At 35.3% G+C, this 17,249-nt stretch carries 18 protein-coding genes; 12 read left to right on the top strand and 6 right to left on the bottom strand.

Annotation, left to right across the window (positions count from 1 at the left end; translation table 11 throughout):
• Window positions 1–25: 25 nt before the first annotated feature.
• From CBP76_RS04580 to CBP76_RS04615, 8 genes are all read left to right on the top strand, one after another.
• On the top strand, window positions 26–475 hold the full coding sequence (locus CBP76_RS04580; protein WP_102195766.1) for a hypothetical protein: 450 nt from the start codon (window positions 26–28) through the stop codon (window positions 473–475).
• Window positions 476–478: 3 nt separating this feature from the next.
• The gene (locus CBP76_RS04585) at window positions 479–1,177 is read left to right on the top strand and encodes a zinc metallopeptidase (protein ID WP_102195767.1); all 699 of its coding nucleotides are present in this window, start codon (window positions 479–481) and stop codon (window positions 1,175–1,177) included.
• Window positions 1,178–1,331: 154 nt separating this feature from the next.
• Entirely contained in the window at window positions 1,332–2,798 is a 1,467-nt protein-coding gene (gene cls / locus CBP76_RS04590) for a cardiolipin synthase (protein ID WP_102195768.1), read from the top strand.
• 58 nt (window positions 2,799–2,856) lie between these two features.
• Entirely contained in the window at window positions 2,857–3,585 is a 729-nt protein-coding gene (locus tag CBP76_RS04595) for a sulfite exporter TauE/SafE family protein (protein WP_102195769.1), read from the top strand.
• Between the two features lie 161 nt (window positions 3,586–3,746).
• Window positions 3,747–4,409 (top strand): DUF969 domain-containing protein, encoded by a 663-nt coding sequence (locus CBP76_RS04600; protein WP_102195770.1) that lies wholly within the window; start codon window positions 3,747–3,749, stop codon window positions 4,407–4,409.
• 12 nt (window positions 4,410–4,421) lie between these two features.
• A complete protein-coding gene (locus CBP76_RS04605) occupies window positions 4,422–5,339 on the top strand; it encodes a DUF979 domain-containing protein (RefSeq protein ID WP_102195771.1) in 918 nt (305 codons plus the stop codon).
• Window positions 5,340–5,354: 15 nt separating this feature from the next.
• Complete coding sequence (pcp, locus tag CBP76_RS04610) at window positions 5,355–6,002, top strand: pyroglutamyl-peptidase I (protein ID WP_102195772.1); 648 nt, start codon at window positions 5,355–5,357, stop codon at window positions 6,000–6,002.
• 189 nt (window positions 6,003–6,191) lie between these two features.
• Window positions 6,192–6,527, top strand: a complete 336-nt coding sequence (locus tag CBP76_RS04615; RefSeq protein ID WP_102195773.1) for a ribonuclease G — start codon at window positions 6,192–6,194, stop codon at window positions 6,525–6,527.
• Window positions 6,528–6,590: 63 nt separating this feature from the next.
• Here the strand turns inward: CBP76_RS04615 and CBP76_RS04620 are convergent, their stop codons facing one another.
• A complete protein-coding gene (locus tag CBP76_RS04620) occupies window positions 6,591–6,857 on the bottom strand; it encodes a hypothetical protein (RefSeq protein WP_102195774.1) in 267 nt (88 codons plus the stop codon).
• Window positions 6,858–7,006: 149 nt separating this feature from the next.
• Here CBP76_RS04620 and CBP76_RS04625 point away from each other — a divergent pair, with 149 nt between their 5' ends.
• Window positions 7,007–7,657: an endonuclease III domain-containing protein gene (locus tag CBP76_RS04625; RefSeq protein ID WP_102195775.1), complete on the top strand. Its 651-nt coding sequence runs from the start codon at window positions 7,007–7,009 to the stop codon at window positions 7,655–7,657.
• On the opposite strand, the gene CBP76_RS04630 is transcribed toward CBP76_RS04625, so the two are convergent.
• On the bottom strand, window positions 7,628–8,230 hold the full coding sequence (locus CBP76_RS04630; protein ID WP_166667180.1) for a TetR/AcrR family transcriptional regulator: 603 nt from the start codon (window positions 8,228–8,230) through the stop codon (window positions 7,628–7,630). The genes CBP76_RS04625 and CBP76_RS04630 overlap by 30 nt on opposite strands.
• A 192-nt stretch (window positions 8,231–8,422) precedes the next feature.
• Here CBP76_RS04630 and CBP76_RS04635 point away from each other — a divergent pair, with 192 nt between their 5' ends.
• Complete coding sequence (locus CBP76_RS04635) at window positions 8,423–9,343, top strand: ABC transporter ATP-binding protein (RefSeq protein WP_102195777.1); 921 nt, start codon at window positions 8,423–8,425, stop codon at window positions 9,341–9,343.
• On the top strand, window positions 9,333–10,949 hold the full coding sequence (locus CBP76_RS04640; protein ID WP_102195778.1) for an ABC transporter permease: 1,617 nt from the start codon (window positions 9,333–9,335) through the stop codon (window positions 10,947–10,949). The genes CBP76_RS04635 and CBP76_RS04640 overlap by 11 nt, the downstream gene beginning before the upstream one ends.
• Window positions 10,950–11,107: 158 nt before the next feature.
• On the opposite strand, the gene CBP76_RS04645 is transcribed toward CBP76_RS04640, so the two are convergent.
• On the bottom strand, window positions 11,108–12,370 hold the full coding sequence (locus CBP76_RS04645; RefSeq protein ID WP_102195779.1) for a methionine gamma-lyase family protein: 1,263 nt from the start codon (window positions 12,368–12,370) through the stop codon (window positions 11,108–11,110).
• Between the two features lie 21 nt (window positions 12,371–12,391).
• Complete coding sequence (locus CBP76_RS04650; RefSeq protein WP_102195780.1) at window positions 12,392–14,491, bottom strand: putative ornithine decarboxylase; 2,100 nt, start codon at window positions 14,489–14,491, stop codon at window positions 12,392–12,394.
• A gap of 282 nt (window positions 14,492–14,773) precedes the next feature.
• On the opposite strand from CBP76_RS04650, the gene CBP76_RS04655 reads away from it, so the two are divergent.
• Window positions 14,774–16,183 (top strand): APC family permease, encoded by a 1,410-nt coding sequence (locus CBP76_RS04655; RefSeq protein ID WP_102195782.1) that lies wholly within the window; start codon window positions 14,774–14,776, stop codon window positions 16,181–16,183.
• 86 nt (window positions 16,184–16,269) lie between these two features.
• Here the strand turns inward: CBP76_RS04655 and CBP76_RS04660 are convergent, their stop codons facing one another.
• Window positions 16,270–16,476 (bottom strand): immunity protein, encoded by a 207-nt coding sequence (locus CBP76_RS04660; protein ID WP_102195781.1) that lies wholly within the window; start codon window positions 16,474–16,476, stop codon window positions 16,270–16,272.
• A 133-nt stretch (window positions 16,477–16,609) separates the two neighbouring features.
• Window positions 16,610–17,249 (bottom strand): CPBP family intramembrane glutamic endopeptidase (locus CBP76_RS13300; RefSeq protein ID WP_217350195.1); only part of this gene is annotated, 640 nt, incomplete at its 5' end.

The following is a 17,249-nucleotide window of genomic DNA, read 5'->3' on the forward strand; positions in this document are numbered from 1 at the left end:
TTATCGGAAAAGGGGTAGTAAGTATTTGTCTGATATAAAAATGAAATCTTATCGACCTTTCATGACTGAAAATTTTATTTGGGATTTTCCCACTCGTTTTAATCTCAAAGATGTTAGTCAATTTTTGGGCGAAGATATTGATCCTACAACCGAATATATTTCCAATAGTGCTAAAGTAATTATGCGCAATGAAGGTATTTATTGGTTAGTCGAAAAAAAACATTCCCAAGAAATCGTTGCTTTGATAAGTTTGAGTGACCTTGATTTAGAAACAAATAAAGCCGCTTTAATGATCACTCTTAAGAATATTTCAACTGAAGAAAAGCTAGAAATAGCTCAACGTCTTTTAACTTTTTTGAGAGATCAAATTTCTCTTCAAATAATAGAAATTAATCGTCTGGACCACACAATTCAAGAAAACTTCATAAATAATGGTTATACTATTTCCAATAATAATCTATTAAAGAGGAGTTAATATATGTACGGATATGGTTACGGTTTTGGTTCCAGCTATCTACTGATAATTATTGGTTTAGTTATTAGTCTATGGGCATCATGGTACGTAAATCATAATTTCAAAAAGTATGATCAGTTCACTAGTCATCATGGAATTAGTGGTGCCGATGCTGCTAGATATATCTTAGATAATGCTGGATTACAAAATATTCAAATTAATAAGGTCAGTGGTAACTTAACTGACAACTACAATCCTGGTAATAAAACTTTGAATCTTTCTGAATCTACATATGATTCAACCTCAGTTGCGGCGATTGGTGTTGCCGCTCATGAGTGTGGACATGCCATCCAAGATCAAACTAGTTATGTGCCAATGCGTGTCAGAGCTGCACTGGTTCCAGCCGTTAATCTTGGTTCTAATGCTTCAATTCCTTTGATTATTGTCGGTGCGCTTTTGGGGATGAACCATACACTGATCACAATCGGAATTTGGTTATTTGCTTTAGTCGTATTATTTCAAGTGGTTACTTTACCAGTTGAATTTAACGCTTCTGGCCGAGCAATTAAGATTCTTAGCTCAGGAGATTTGCTAGATAGTGATGAGGTTCCAATGGTTAAACAAGTACTCTTCTCTGCCGCTTTAACCTATGTTGCCGCTGCTATTTCCACAGCCTTACAACTCTTACGTCTGATTATCATCTTTGGTGATAATCGAAATTAAGGCTTATATCTCTAAATAAAGACCCCAATAATTCTAAAACGAGTTATTGGGGTCTTTATTTTTGAATTAATAATTTAATACGCTAATAAATTAGATTTTATTAGTGTTTTGAAGTAAAATTTTTAATATAAACATATAGAGGGGAATTTATTTTATGATTGATGTTTGGATCATCTGGCTAATTCTCATAATTTTGGTAGTCAATACCATTTCTGCATTAATCACCGTCTTCCATAGACCACGTAACATCGTTACCACTTGGGCATGGATTTTGGTCTTGGTATTGCTGCCAATCATAGGGTTTTTGATTTATGCTTTCTTGGGCCGTGGGATTGCTCAAGAAAAGATTTTCAATATTAGTAAACAAGAACACTATAGTTTAAGCCAGCTTAAAAGAATGGCAATTGCAGCTCAAAAGAGGCCTCAAAATGTTTCTCGCTACGATGAGACACACTACGCCGACCATATAATTCGCTTCTTCAATGAAACCGAGGAAGCACCTTTAACTCGCCATAATGAAATTGAACTATTCTTTGACGGAAAAGAAAAATTTAAACGTATGTTTGAAGATATCAGAAATGCCAAAGAAACTGTTCACGTTGAATATTATGCTTTTATTAAAAGTAATATTGGTGACGAATTCCTAAAACTACTTACCCAAAAAGCCAAGGAGGGCTTAGAGGTACGTTTACTTTATGATCCATGGGGTTCAGGTGGTACAAAGCCTCGTTATTTCAAGGAATTTCAGGCTGCAGGTGGTGAGGTGTTACCCTTTATCACTTCTAAGAATGTTATCGCCAAAACTCGTTTGAACTATCACTTGCATCGTAAAAATGTTGTTATTGATGGTACTATCGGTTGGATCGGTGGATTTAATGTTGGTGATCAATATGTTAACGTCACTGATAAATTTGGATATTGGCGTGACACACACTCAAGAATTTTTGGTGCCGCCACCTTGCTTTTACAGGAAAGGTTTTTCCGTGACTGGAATGCTTCATTAGACCGTAATGCCGAACCACTATCTTTCTTAGAAAAGTATTTTCCATCTGACAAGTTTAACAACGATGCTAATTTACCGATCCAAATTATCTCTGATGGACCTGACAGCCGTGAAGAAATTCTTAAAGATGGTTTCATTGATATGATTGTCAGTGCTAAAAAGAGTGTCTGGATTCAATCACCCTATCTAGTTCCGGATGATGCGATGTTCACTGCCTTAACTATTGCTGCACGGTCAGGTGTAGATGTTAGAATTATGATTCCATGTATGCCAGACCATCCATTCATTTATCGTGCTACACAATATTATGCAAATCTGTTAACTACCTATGGTATCAAAATTTATAGTTATCAAAAGGGATTCTTGCATGCTAAAACGTCTGTTTTTGATGGTAAGATTTGTTCTGTTGGTTCAATGAATCATGATTTTAGAAGTTATTCATTGAACTTCGAAGCTAACGCTTTTATCTACGATGCTAAAATCTCTCACCAAATTGCGCGTTCTTTTGAAAATGACATGAAAGATTCATTGCTCCTAACTCCAGAGATAATTAAAGAACAGGGTGCATGGTTACATTTCAAACAACGTTTTTCAAGATTACTATCACCAATTCTTTAAACAATACCCTAGTAGACATCATGTCTCTAGGGTATATTCTTTCCTGGAGGTTGATCTCGTGACATACTTTCTCGTTATAATAATTACTCTTTTCGGAGCCCTAATGCGAACAGTCTTCGGATTTGGAGAAGCTTTAGTTACGATGCCTTTACTTGCATTAATTGCATTCGATCTACAAACCTCGACTGCCTTAATAGGTGCCCTAGGATTACTAGTAGCCATACCCGTTGCCATAAAGTATCGTCAACATATTGACCTTCAAACACTCAAAAGGTTAGTTCTTGGTTCAATTTTGGGTATTCCCCTCGGAATCTTGATCATTAAACTTGGTTCTCCCATAATCATCATGAAAATATTAGGAATGTTTATCATTCTTTATGGGAGCTATAATCTATATGCGCTAAAACATCCTCGCCCCGCACTAAATTTAAGCAATCGCTATGATTATTTGGCAGGAATCATTTCAGGAATATTAGGTGCTTCTTTTAACAGTCACGGCGTTCCCATTGTCGTTTATGGAACTATTAAAAAGTGGGATTCTGATAAATTACGTGGAATTTTACAGGGTCATTTTGTTTGCGTAGGTACTTTAGTAGTTTTGAGCCAACTAGGTTCAGGAATGTGGAATATGACGGTTGTAAAACTACTGGCTATCATTATCCCGCTACTTTTTATTGTTGTACCTTTTGGAAATTGGGTGGGTTCCAAGATAGATAGTGAGCATTTTACAAAGTATGTTTTTGGAATTTTAATTTTATTCGGATTTATTCTCTTAATAAAAAATTAATAATGGTATAGAAGACACAAAAAGCACAGTCAATTATTAGAATTGACTGTGCTTTTTTATTTCCTAGATTAAATAAATTTTAATTTTCATGATTTTATTCTAACTTCAATTAGAATGATAGTGCTATAATACGCTCATAAATCATGTTAGGGGTTCTAAATATGGAATATCTAAGATTAATTGGAATTATTATAATTATATTAGGATTTGCATTTAAATTAGATACTATTGCTGTAGTAGTTGCGGCTGCTTTAGCAACTGGTCTAGTCTCTGGAATGTCGATTAGTCATGTTCTTACAATTATTGGTAAAGGTTTTATGGATAATCGAATGGTCTCATTATTCTTCCTAACTTTACCAATGATCGGTGTTGTTGAAAGTCACGGTATGAAACAGGCCGCAGTGAATGGCATTAGTAAGATCAAAAACTTATCGGCTGGAAAAATATTCAATTTGTATTTAGCTATTCGTGAAATAACCGATGCCTTTGGTATCGCCTTATCTGGTCAAGTGCAATTCATCAGACCGTTGATCAACCCAATGGCCCAAGCAGCTGCTAGTGTAAAACATCCACTTACTGAAAAACAAGTTGATTTGATTAAAGCACGGGCCGCCGCAACCGATAACTTCGGTAATTTCTTTGCTCAAAACCTTTTTATCGCTTCTAGCGGTGTCCTATTAATGGCAAGTACCATGAAATCACTGGGACACAATGTCTCAACTACTAGCATCGTGCTATATTCAATTCCTGTAGCGGTAATTACATTCGTTATAGTTGGCTATTACAATATTCGTTTTGATAAGAAATTCGATATTGATAAATAAGGAGGTTATCGCATGAATGCTAATAATATTCTAGAAATTTTTTATGTATTGATGGGAATCATCATGATATTCGCTAGTATTGAATCATTTCGTGACAAAGACAATTCAGCTCGTATCGGTACTGGACTGTTCTGGTTGATTCTGGGCTTGATCTTTGCCATTGGCAGGTATCTTCCCAATCTAGTTATTGGACTATTAATTATATTCATTGGAATTTTATCTTTAATGAAACAAATCAAAGTTGGCAAACTCAAAGAGGTCAATAAGGAACTTGCCGAAAAATCTGCTAAAAAACTTGGCGGTTGGCTCTTCTTTCCTAGTATTATCTTAGCTGTTCTCTCTATTTTGATTAGCGAATTTACCAAATTAGGTGGTCAAGTTGGTATCGGTATTGCTTCTGTTGTCGCTCTAATAGTTGCGATGATTCTTTCCAAGGCCGACGCCAAAACAACTTATCATGATAGTGAAAGAATGGTTCGTTCTGTTGGTACAGCTGGTATCTTGCCACAATTGCTTGCTACCTTAGGCGTTATCTTCACCGCTTCAGGTGTTGGAGATATTACTGCTAAAACTATTTCTGGTATCTTCCCTGTTGGAAACCATCTATTGGGTGTTGTCCTCTACTGTGTGGCCATGGTTATTTTTACCATGATTATGGGAAACGCCTTTGCTGCCTTTGCTGTCATCACAGCCGGAATTGGTGTTCCATTTATTGTCGCTCAAGGTGGAAACGCCGCCGTTGTTGCTGCTATAGGGATGACCTCAGGTTATTGTGGTACTTTAATGACGCCAATGGCCGCCAACTTCAATTCTCTACCTGTGGCCTTGATGGAAATGAAGGATAACTTAGGTGTTATCAAGCAACAAGTACCAATCGCATTATCACTATTAGTTATTCAAATTATATTAATGTACTTTTTGGCTTTTTAATTGAGGAGGAAAATTATGAAAATTCTTGTAACTGGTTTTGATCCATTTGGCACTGACAAAATAAATCCTGCTATCGAAGCAGTTAAAAAATTACCCAATGAAATTGAGGGTGCTGAAATTATTAAATTAGAGATTCCCACCATTTTTAACAAGTGTGCTGAGGTAGTTCATCAAGCTATTCTAGATTACCAACCTGACTATGTTTTAGATATTGGTCAAGCAGGTGGACGCTTTGCCTTGACTCCAGAACGTGTTGCAATTAACTTTGATGATGGTCGAATTGCTGATAACGCTGGTTTTCAACCTCGAAACCAACCAATTCATGAAGACGGTCAAAATGCCTATTTTACTCAACTGCCAGTTAAAGCTATGGCACAGGCAGTAATTGAAGCTGGCGTCCCTAGCTACGTTTCAACGACTGCTGGAACCTACGTCTGCAACCATATTATGTATCAGGTTCAGTATATGATCGATAAAGAGTTCCCTGATATAAAAGCTGGTTTCATGCATATACCATTCTTACCTAATCAGGTATTGGATCGACCAGATACACCATGTTTATCTTTGGCTGACGATGTAACTGGTATTACAGCTGCTATTGGAGCCATTGTCAAACAAGACGGTAAAGGTGATATTGAGGTTATTGGCGGTAGTTTGAATTAAAGCCAAAAAGGATCAATCAAATAATTTGTTTGATTGATCCTTTTTTTATGAAAATTTCAAATAAATATAAAATATTGTAAATATTATTATATAAAGTTGAATACATTTATCTAAAATCTTAGGATATTATATTTTATATTGACCAATTCTGAAGTCATTAAAAGCTAACTTTATATGGGGGTATTTATCATGAACGAAAATGGAAAACAAGTTCCTGACGAAATAAAGGGTTGGAATTGGGGGGCCTTCATGTACAACTTTATCTGGGGTATAGGTAACAAAACTTATTTACCATTGCTTTGCTTAATTCCATTTTTTAATATTATTTGGGTCTTTGTCGTGGGGTTCAAAGGAAACACTTGGGCATGGCAAAAGGGCGATTACAAAGATATTGAAACATTTAAAGCTGTCCAAGCTACTTGGAATCGTGCTGGTCTTGTACAATTTATTATTGCTATTGCCGTACTTATACTTTATATTTTCTTTTTTGCCTCAATTCTTTCGTCATTATCATCTAATTATTAACTCAAAATAAATATTTAAAAAATGCCAGTCAGCAACCTTCAAGGTTTGTTGACTGGCATTTTTTCATTCATAAATTCTATTAACAACTTTTTGATGGTACAAATCGTTCCCTTGTCCCCAAAAAATAAAGCTAAGTGACACGTAAACAACGGCCAATACTATATTCAAAATATTAAATTGCATGAGATTAGTTAACATTAACCAAATAATCAAGATAATTGATAATATCGGAACAATGGCACCCAACCAAACACGCGAATTATTTGCTAAAACATATTTCTCTAGGACTAAGGAGGCAATTGAACCAACGACAAAAATAACCCCTAACATAATTACACCCCCATAATTAATTCAGCATGAAGTATGTTAACACAAATAATTTTCTGAAATAAACCAAAAAGACTCTGAAAACGTCTTCAAGAAACAATTTAACACTTTTTCGCCATTCTATTAGATAATATTTGTTAGGAGGATTTACCTTGTACACACAAATTAATATCTATAATCTATTAGAAATCCTATCAAAAAAACTCGGTGAACAAAATTGGTGGCCCGCTGAGAATAACGAAAATATGCTGGCGGGTATGATCCTGATTCAAAATACTAATTGGAAAAATGCTGACAAATCTCTGGCTAATTTAAAAATGGCGACTGACTTTAACGTTGATAAAATGCTGGCCCTGTCAACTGAACAGATGGAACAATTAATTCAACCTAGTGGTTTCTTCCATAATAAAGCTGTTTACTTGCGTTCTATATTAACGGCATATCGTGATAATTTCGACGATTGGGAGAAATTATCTACACCAATATTAAGGAAAAAACTAATCGCGATGAAGGGCGTTGGCAATGAAACTGCTGACGTTCTACTACTCTATTATTTCCATCGTCCAGCTTTCGTGGCTGATAATTATGCAATGAAATTATTTACAAAACTACATACTTTTACTAAGAGACCAACTTATTTACAACTCAAAAACGCCGTTGAAAGAGATTTTAAGTTAACCTCCAAACAGGCTGAAGAATTACATGCCTTAATTGACGAATTCGGCAAATTAAACAGTGACTTCTTCGATGAATATCAACTCAAATTGCCTTATTTAACGGCCCATAATACCGTAAAAGAATAGATGCATCAAATCGTCTTCATGATTTTTAATTTCAACTGGACTATGTAATTTGTTAAATTCTGAATTCATGGCATGAACAACAAACATATCTAAATATATCATTGCTCCTTCATCTGTTATATTAGGATCAACGGCTCCTTCGTCCCTACCCTGATCCAGTAGCTTCTTCCAAAAAGAGTGTTTATTATCGTTATAAACTTTCATAACGCTGTTATCACCATTTTTACCACTAAATTCGTCATACATAAAAACCACAAAATCATCGCTGATTTCATTTGACATAGAAATACCAAAATTCATCATATCTTGCATCTTTTCGACAAAAGTTTTATTAGTTGCATTCAAATAAGCTTCTGATTCATTATAACCATCAATTATCAATTTAATAACTACTGCTCGAGCTAAGGAAACTTTATTAGAAAAATATTTATATAAAGTTACCTGTGAGGATCTTGCCTCTTTAGCAATCTTTGCTATAGAGGCTTTTTTGTAACCTTCTTTAACAAAGACCTTTGTAGCAGCTTCTAAAATCGATTCTTTTTTGTCTTTTTTACGTTTCAAATTATCAACCATTATAATTACCTCAAATATTTTTTGTAATGATATTTCATTTTTCATTACTATCTAATAGCCTTTTGAAAAATACCGCTTCTAATAGTTCAATATTAGCTTTCATCTTTATTGACAAGGGTTACTAGTGGCTTTAATATACACGGTAAATAGTGAACTATTCAAGACAAATATTTCATTTTAGGGGTAAATATTATGTTAAATCAAAATGTTCCAATCTTACACATTGATCATCTACAAAAAAACTTTGGCAAGTTTCATGCGCTTAAAAATATTACTTTCGATATCTATCCGGGGGAAGTTTTTGGATTTATCGGTCCTAATGGTGCTGGTAAGTCAACTACTATTAGAACCATTTTGGGAATCCTCAGAGCCTCTGGTGGTCGAGCTACTATCTTCGGTAAAGATGTCTTCAAAGATGCCGTTGAAATCCACAAACGAATCGCTTACGTTCCCGGTGATGTTTATCTCTGGCCCAATCTAACTGGTGGTGAAATTATTGATCTATTTCTAAAGCTCGGTCATAGTCGCCACACATTAAAAACAGATGAATTAATCAAAAAATTTCAACTTGATCCTACCAAGAAAGCACGTACTTACTCGAAAGGAAATCGTCAAAAAGTGGCTTTGATTGCGGCCTTCTCTACTAAAGCCGATTTGTATATCTTTGATGAGCCAACCTCAGGACTTGACCCCTTAAATGAGGAGATCTTTCAAAAAGAGGTCTTTAACCTTAAAAAAAATGGCAAAGCCGTTTTATTATCCAGTCATATTCTTTCTGAAGTTGAAAAAATGTGCGACAACATTGGCATTATTAGAAATGGCGAAATTGTTGAAACTGGTTCTTTAGCACAAATGCGTCATTTAACTAGAACTACTATCAAAGTTCAAACTCAAATTCAAACACCTGAACTACTTAGTATGTCTGGAGTACATAACGTTGAACTCGGTAATAATCAAACCGTACTATCAGTTGACTCCGATTACTTAGAAAGTGTCATGGCCTATCTCTCACAAAAGCAAATCGTCTCAATTCAAGCAACGCCTCCTACTTTAGAGGACCTTTTCTTACGTTATTATGATTCAAACAACGGAGGATCAAATAATGAAAAGTGAAAGATTTCAAAAAACATTTTTTCTCACTCGATTTAGTTTTAAACGAGATTGGTTAAGATTATCCGTCTGGACAGTCGTTTTAATTGGACTCTTTGTGGGCGTAGCCGCCAAATTCAATGGCTTGTATGGTAGTAAAAACGCTATTGAACAAATCATTAAAACCTTAAAAACTCCCGCTATGGTGTCCTTATTTGGGAAAATGCCTAGTGGACCTTATACGACCGCTGATGTATTTGCCTCAGAAATGACTGTCTTCATGGCAATTATCGCTGCTATTATGAACTTCTATTTCATTATTCATAATACCCGTGGTGAAGAAGAAGATGGCATTTTAGAAATGATACAGGCACATTCAGTTGGTAGATTATCGAATCTGTCCGCCGCTTTACTCGAAGTTTTTATTTTAAATTTAGTTATCGGTTTAATCTATTCACTAGGTTTACAGTTTGCCAATCTAGCTGGTACCGATACAAATGGTAATTTTTTACTTGGCTTGGGACTCGGAGCAGTTGGTTTCATGTTTGCTAGTATCGCCGCCGTTATTGCCCAATTAACCGATAACTCCAGAACCGCTTCAATTCTTTCATATCTGGTTTTCGGGATTATGTACATTGCACGTATGATAACCGACGTTTCTCATTCTAAATACACTTGGCTTGTTCCTATGGGTTGGGTCGAAAAATTTTCAACTTACAAAGATAATAACTGGTTACCCGTTTTATTAATGTTAATCCTATCGATTATCATGACCCTTTTGGCCTTTTATTTGAACAGTCATCGTGATGTTGGTTCCGGTTTGATTGCTACTAGGGCAGGTAAATCGCATGCTAGTATTTTTCTACGTGGACCAATTTCATTATCGTGGCGTTTAAATCGAGTCAGCATTTTGGTCTGGTTCTTTGGTATTATGATTCTCGGTGCCACTTACGGTTCGGTCTTCAACACCATAGGTGATATTCTCAAAACTAATCCAATGATGAAACAATTGTTGGATACCAAAGCTATCAATGCCGCTAATATTTTAATCATCAAAGAATTCATTGCTTTACTAGTCATTGTCTTTGCAGTATTGGCATTGGTTCCTGGAATCTCATTAATAAACTATCTTAAAACTGGGGAAAGTAAGGGCTATTTAGAAATAATCCATGCCACTCCAACCAGTCGTACTAGGCTGTACTTTTCTACTTTATTCTTAGCTACTTTGACTAGCATTGCTGTTTTCTTTGGTGGATTATATGGCCTATATATTGGTGGTAACGCCGTTATGAGTCATTATTTAGACTTCTCAATCTTCCTTAGAAGTTTCTATGGCTATCTCTCTCCATTGCTTGTTTTGATTGGTATATCAGCTTTTCTTATTGGTTGGTTGCCTAAACTAGTTGCCATCAACTATGGTTATTTAATCCTAGCCTTCTTTATTCAATATTTTGGTAAATTGTTGAAATTACCTGATTGGTCTGCCAAAATCAGTCCTTTTGGTTTTATTGATAAAGTTCCGGTTAAAAATTTTGATATTGCAACCTTCTGGTGGCAAATTGGTATTGCTGTTATCTTGATAGGTATTGGTTATATTGGTTATAGAAGACGTGATTTGATTATTAATTAAATATTTATTCATGTTGTTTTTGTATGTGATAATAAGTTCTAAATAACTTAAATTTGTAATAGCGAGAAAAAATAACTCGTTCCGGTTAAAATAAAAGTCCCCTAGTAATCGTATATTAATTACTAGAGGACTTTTATTTTAGTATTTACAAACCTTTTCTACTTATAAAATGTTTCATTAACGGCTTGTGTAATTGCAATCTTGGCATGTGCATATGACAAGCCACCCTGAATATAAAGTGAATATGGTGGTCTCAATGGTCCATCTGATGACAATTCAATCGTTGAACCTTCTACGAAACTACCAGATGCCATAACAACATCATCGACATAACCATCTTGATGACTTGGAATTGGATCAACAAACGAATTCATTGGTGAAAAGTGTTGAATGGCAGCACAGAATTTAACCATTGGATCAGGTTCTCCGAATGATACTGTCTGCACAATATCAGTTCTAGGTGCATCCCATTTTGGTGAAACATTCATTCCCATTTCTTCACATAACGCTGAGGTAAAAATCATTCCCTTCAAAGCTTCGCCAGTTGTATGAGCAGCCATAAAGAAACCTTGATAGAAATCTCTTAAATAACCCCAAGTTGCTCCCTCGCCTTTACCAGCACCGGGAACTGTTAGTCTTGAACCAGCACCATCTACCAAATCCTCTCGACCGACAATATAAGCACCACTCTTAACCAAACCAGCACCAGCATTTTTATACAATGAGCCAGCCATAATATCAGCACCATAAAAGGTTGGTTCTTCCATTTCAGAAAATTCACCGTAACAATTATCAATGAAAACATTAACATCGGGACGAATTGATTTAACGAATTTTATCATCTTAGCAATTTTTTCAACGGTAAAACTATCACGAACGGCATAGCCTCTTGAACGTTGGATTGCTACGACCTTGATAGAATCGTCTGCCAAATCATTTTTGGCATTGTCATAATCTACTGAACCATCTTCAAGTAATTCAGTCGTCTTAAAGTTAATACCATATTCTTTCATATTGCCGCGTTTATCGCCAGCTAATCCAATAACCTCTTGAATCGTATCATAAGGTGTACCAGTTAAATAATAAAGCGTGTTGCCTGGTCTAAGCATACTGAACAAGGCAGTTGAAATAGCATGAGTTCCTGAAGCAAATTGTGGACGAACTAACGCATCATCTACTTTGAAATAATCAGCGTAAATAGCTTCAATCTTATCTCTACCAATATCATCATAACCATAACCAGTCGAAGGAACTAAATCCTCCTCACCAACACGATGTTTTCTAAATAAATTCAAAACACGTTGTTGATTGTATAACACTTGTTGATCAATTTCTTCTAGACGTGGTTGAATCAATTTCTCAACCTTTGTTACTTTTTCACTTAAATCCTTTGGTAATTTTTCTTTCCACGATAAGACCATTCTTTGGTCCCCCTCTTTTAATTAACTATTTTTCAAAACTTCAGCTTGTACAGAAATCGTTCCATCAGCCTTTTGATCCCAATAAACACCTTGAATTTCTGGTACGAAACCTGGAAAGCGTTCAATCGCTCCTACCAAAACTTCAAAATAGGTTTGGTCGATCTTACCCCATTTCTCACCAGGTGCTACAATAAATACCCCTGGAGGGTATGGCAAGGCACCTTCGACAGCAATTCGACCTTCAATATCCTTCAAGTTAACCAACTCACTTTGATTACGCATAAATAATTGATCGGCATGAGCTGGTGTCATTATATATTGCTGCATATCAGGTTTGGCAAACAATCCTTTTTGTAACGTAAAAGTTTTGTTCTCACGGTAATATTCATGCATCTCTTGGCATAACTTTTTTAAGGTATATCCTTGATAACGTTGTGGATATACCTTGGCTAATTTTGGTAAGACCTTAGTCAAGGCTGCATCCTCATTATATAATTTTTCAAACTCTAAAAAGGCTTGTAATAAAGTATCCAATTCTTCTTTAGAATCACCTGGTGTCAGTAGAAATAATAATGAATTTAAGTCATCCTTTGCCCGAATAATCCTCTTCTCCATCAAAAATTCAGCCACAACAGGTCCAGGAATTCCATTAGTTTGATATGTATTTTTTTCAACATCTACCCCAGGCGTTATAACGGTTATTTTGAGTGGATCGATCATCGCTTGTCCAGATGCAATTTCTCTAAATCCATGCCAAGAATCATCTGGATTCAGGGTCCAATATTTACTATTTGTTGCTAACTCATCGGTAGTTATCGTCAAGAAATCATCTGGTACAAAAGGTCTGAATAGCTTAGATCTTTTCAATAATTCTTTACGCCATTCAATTCCCAAGCGAAGTGTCTCATCCCACCATTTTTTATTGCCAGTCCCTGCTGTGACATAGGCATTAACAGTCAAGGAAGCATAAACTGGATAAGAATAACTGGATGTGACGAATTTCAAATAGGCATTGTTAAAATGTTTATGATCAACATAACGATCTTGCCCTTTCAAATGAGCATCCTTTTTCAAAATTTGAGAAGTTTGAGCCAATCCCGCTTGTTGTTTATGTAATGACTGGGTTACTAAGATTCCGGGATCATCTGGACCATACTCTAATGACAAAGGTGAAAGATGATTCATAATTGGAACAAATTGTTCAAATCCACCCCAGGCACAATCAAACAAAATATAGTCACACAATTTACCAATTTTATCGATCATCCATTTGGCATCATAGAAGACACCATCGTAGGTTTCTAATTGAACAATTGCCAATCTAAATGGTCTTTTTTCTTGAGCTTTTTTAGGATCAACCTTAGCAATCTCTTTACGAATATTCTTTTCATCTAGGGCTTCTGGATTCATTTCCCCGATTAAACCTAAAGGATTGCGATCCGTTGGAATATAGACTGGTTTGGCTCCGCTCATAACTAAGGCACTGTTGTATAATGATTTATGATTATTGCGATCAAATAATACTAGATCATCCTCTGCCAATAAGGCACTGGCACAAATTGAATTTGCACTAGTTGTACCATTCGTACAAAAATAAACTTTATCTGCATTATACGTTTGAGCTGCTTTTTGTTCAGCGGTTAAAGGCGTCCCTTCATGAGTCATTGTGTCACCGAGTTCATCAACTGTATCACTTGTATCTGCAAACATCAGATTCTTACCAAAGAAACGATTAAATACTACACCGGCCGGATGCTTTTCATAATATTGACCGTTATGATGACCAGGTGTGGTGAAACTAATTGGACGGTCTTCTGCAAAGTTAACTAAATCAGTTAAAAAACCGGGTACCATTTTCTTAGTATATTCATTGACTTGTTGAGTTATTTTTTCTAATTCTTCTTGCGTAATTTGTTCATGAGTTACTTTTATAATAGGGATGCCTAATCCTGATGTTTGTTGTAAGTCCTTAGCCTGCTCTAACATCTTTTGATCATTTTGATTCAAGACAATAGCAGCTAGTTCAGCAATATTCATTTCTTTTGTGAAAGGAACTAATTCCCAATCATTAGAACTGCTGATTTTAACATCATTACCGATGGCAATTTTCAGAAAATTCATAAATTTCCCCCTATTTTTATTATTTTCATAAAAACTATTGCAAATGATATATATTTCCCTATAATTTTCTGGGTATGTTTTTTTATATTTTGCAATAATTATTATAAAAAATATTACGGCATTGATTATATCTACATATTGAGGTCATACACAAGTGAAATTAAACAGTTCGCTCTTGCCACTGAAGCCCCCTAACTTAAGAATCCCGTTCTAACAAGATTCTTATAAACAATTCGGGGGAAAATAAAATTGGAAACTTTAGAACCAAATAAAAAACATTACATGAGCTGGCCGGTCATTGCTCTGATCGACTTCGTTACCATTATCAGTTTTGAAAATATCTTTTATCCATTTCAAAACCAAGGACTATCCGTGGTTATTTCATGGATCTTCCTACTTTTTTCTTACGTTATTCCTTATGCCTTAATCTCTAGTCAAATGAGTTTAACTTTTGATAACCAGGCCGGAGGACTTGCTTCTTGGGTTCGGCACTCTAGTAACGACACTCTTGGCTACTGGACATCTTGGATGTATTGGGTTCAAAGTGTGCCTTACATTGTTGATGTCTCTAACTCAGTTATTGTCTCATTCAGTTGGATGTTCTTAGGTAATAATACTTTGGATAAAAGAATGTCGACTTTCTGGTTTGGAATTTTAACTTTTATTATCATTTTGATTTTTATTCTATTGGAAAACGTCATAAAGAACTCTCTAGAAATCCTCTCGCTGATCGGTGGAGGTGCCATGTTTGTGATGTCATTCCTATTCGTATTGCTAGCTGGTTATGCAGTTATGCATGGTCACCATATTGCCACACAACCATTCAATTGGGGCGCATTCAAACCATCGTTTAGTTTGAAATACTTCTCAACTACCGGATTATTGATCTTTGCTATGTCTGGTGCTGAACTAGCAGCTCCTTATGTCGTACAAATGCGTGATCCAAAACATGAGTTTCCTAAAGCCATGTGGCTATTAGCTATTATGACAGGTTTCTTAACCATCTTTGGTACCTTGGCCTTGGCAATGTTCTTCAATGCCAACCATATACCACATGACTTCAAGATGAACGGTCCTTACTATGCCTTCCAACTATTAGGTACTAGTCTTGGTGTAGGCAAATTATTAATGTATATCTTCGCTGTCGTTCAAGCCGTTTTCATGATGGCTCAATTGGCAGTCTTGTTAGATGCATCAAGTCGTGTCTTTGCTGGTGATGTCGCTGATAAATTCATGCCAAAGTGGTTAACAAAAACTAACAAGAACGGTCGTCCAATTCATAGTTACACTATGACAACTGGTTTGAGTTTGTTCCTATTATTATTGACAGGTACTTTGCCAAATATTAATACTATTTATAATTGGTTATTGAATATCAACGGAATCATCTCACCATATAAGACCTGCTGGGTATTCTTCGCCTTCGTGGCAATGCGTTGGCAACAAGACAAATTCCATTCAGATTATACCTTCATCAAAAATAGAACAGGTGCCTTACTCGTTGGTGGTTGGTGTTTAGCCTTTACCTTTGTCTGTGCTACTTTAGGTTTCATTCCTCAAGAAGCTAAGTTTGGTACTGGTGCCTTTAACCATCAGTTATTATTGAACTTCATTACTGTTATCGTGCTATTCGGATTAGGTTTCGTTATGCCTTGGTTGCGTAAACGCGAGGCCGCACGAGAATTGGGTTAAAAAATAAACCTTATTTTATTTCTAAATATATAAAAAGTGGCTCTTTACTGATTTATAGTAGAGAGCCACTTTTTATTAAACTATTTTCAAATAAAATAAATTATCGTTCCAATTCCACCAATCAATAGAAAAACCGCTACAATTAATCCCGTCCACAAGCCATATACAACAAACGTTGATGTACTTGTGGTCTCTCCACTCTTTAGCCGTTTAAACGTCCCTCTTACTGTATAAAATTGATATAAAGACAAAACTACTAGAACAACGCCCAAAAGAATCATTAGCATATTCATCATAGCTCTCCAGTATTAATTTATTTAAATACAGCCATATTATAACGCCGCTGTAACGAACACACTATATAGTTTATTTATATCTCAATATAAACTTATTAGTCAGCATTTTTTGCCACAAAGACTTATTTTTTTACAATAAAACAGATAAAAAGGCAATCGTATTAGAACAAACATGTAAAATAATCGGATACATCAAATTATCGTCGCGAGCACTATATAAAATCGCAAAGAAAATTAAATCGGAATATCCCAGAAACGTTAAATTAGTTATATCACTCCACGTCTGCATATGAAACATCATGAATAATAACGTAGCAACCAAAATACTAATAGTTATAGTTAATTTTTTATTAATACCTAAATTCAAAAGACTATTCTTTACTATTAATTTCTGAATGAAATATTGAAAAATGATTTCTTCCACAACAGGACCAACTAAAACCACAAGTATGCTTAATAACATAACTCCGATTGGACTACTACTTTGAATCAAATGCTCGAGTCCATTTTGATTAGTTGAATTTGTAGAAATAAGATTATTTATTACTATTTGTAAGCCAAAATCCAAAACAAGAAAAACCGGTATGATCCAGATTCTCTTTATATTCTCGGTTATTTTTTTGAAACCGACTCTGAACTCATCTCTCAGTAAAAATACAAGAGAACTACAGACCAAAAATTGCATAAAAATGAAAACTAAATTAGATACTGTTGATGACAAGAATGAATTAAAAAAACTAATTGAAAAGTCGTAAGCACCTAATAACTGA

Source organism: Companilactobacillus nuruki (assembly GCF_002872255.1).
Taxonomy (GTDB): domain Bacteria; phylum Bacillota; class Bacilli; order Lactobacillales; family Lactobacillaceae; genus Companilactobacillus; species Companilactobacillus nuruki.

Coding starts and splice junctions, on each gene's coding strand:
- CBP76_RS04585 (WP_102195767.1), top strand. CDS start 479: ATGTACGGATATGGTTACGGTTTTGGTTCCAGCTATCTACTGATAATT.
- cls (WP_102195768.1), top strand. CDS start 1,332: ATGATTGATGTTTGGATCATCTGGCTAATTCTCATAATTTTGGTAGTC.
- CBP76_RS04600 (WP_102195770.1), top strand. CDS start 3,747: ATGGAATATCTAAGATTAATTGGAATTATTATAATTATATTAGGATTT.
- CBP76_RS04605 (WP_102195771.1), top strand. CDS start 4,422: ATGAATGCTAATAATATTCTAGAAATTTTTTATGTATTGATGGGAATC.
- pcp (WP_102195772.1), top strand. CDS start 5,355: ATGAAAATTCTTGTAACTGGTTTTGATCCATTTGGCACTGACAAAATA.
- CBP76_RS04615 (WP_102195773.1), top strand. CDS start 6,192: ATGAACGAAAATGGAAAACAAGTTCCTGACGAAATAAAGGGTTGGAAT.
- CBP76_RS04620 (WP_102195774.1), bottom strand. CDS start 6,857: ATGTTAGGGGTTATTTTTGTCGTTGGTTCAATTGCCTCCTTAGTCCTA.
- CBP76_RS04630 (WP_166667180.1), bottom strand. CDS start 8,230: ATGGTTGATAATTTGAAACGTAAAAAAGACAAAAAAGAATCGATTTTA.
- CBP76_RS04635 (WP_102195777.1), top strand. CDS start 8,423: ATGTTAAATCAAAATGTTCCAATCTTACACATTGATCATCTACAAAAA.
- CBP76_RS04640 (WP_102195778.1), top strand. CDS start 9,333: ATGAAAAGTGAAAGATTTCAAAAAACATTTTTTCTCACTCGATTTAGT.
- CBP76_RS04645 (WP_102195779.1), bottom strand. CDS start 12,370: ATGGTCTTATCGTGGAAAGAAAAATTACCAAAGGATTTAAGTGAAAAA.
- CBP76_RS04650 (WP_102195780.1), bottom strand. CDS start 14,491: ATGAATTTTCTGAAAATTGCCATCGGTAATGATGTTAAAATCAGCAGT.
- CBP76_RS04655 (WP_102195782.1), top strand. CDS start 14,774: ATGAGCTGGCCGGTCATTGCTCTGATCGACTTCGTTACCATTATCAGT.
- CBP76_RS04660 (WP_102195781.1), bottom strand. CDS start 16,476: ATGAATATGCTAATGATTCTTTTGGGCGTTGTTCTAGTAGTTTTGTCT.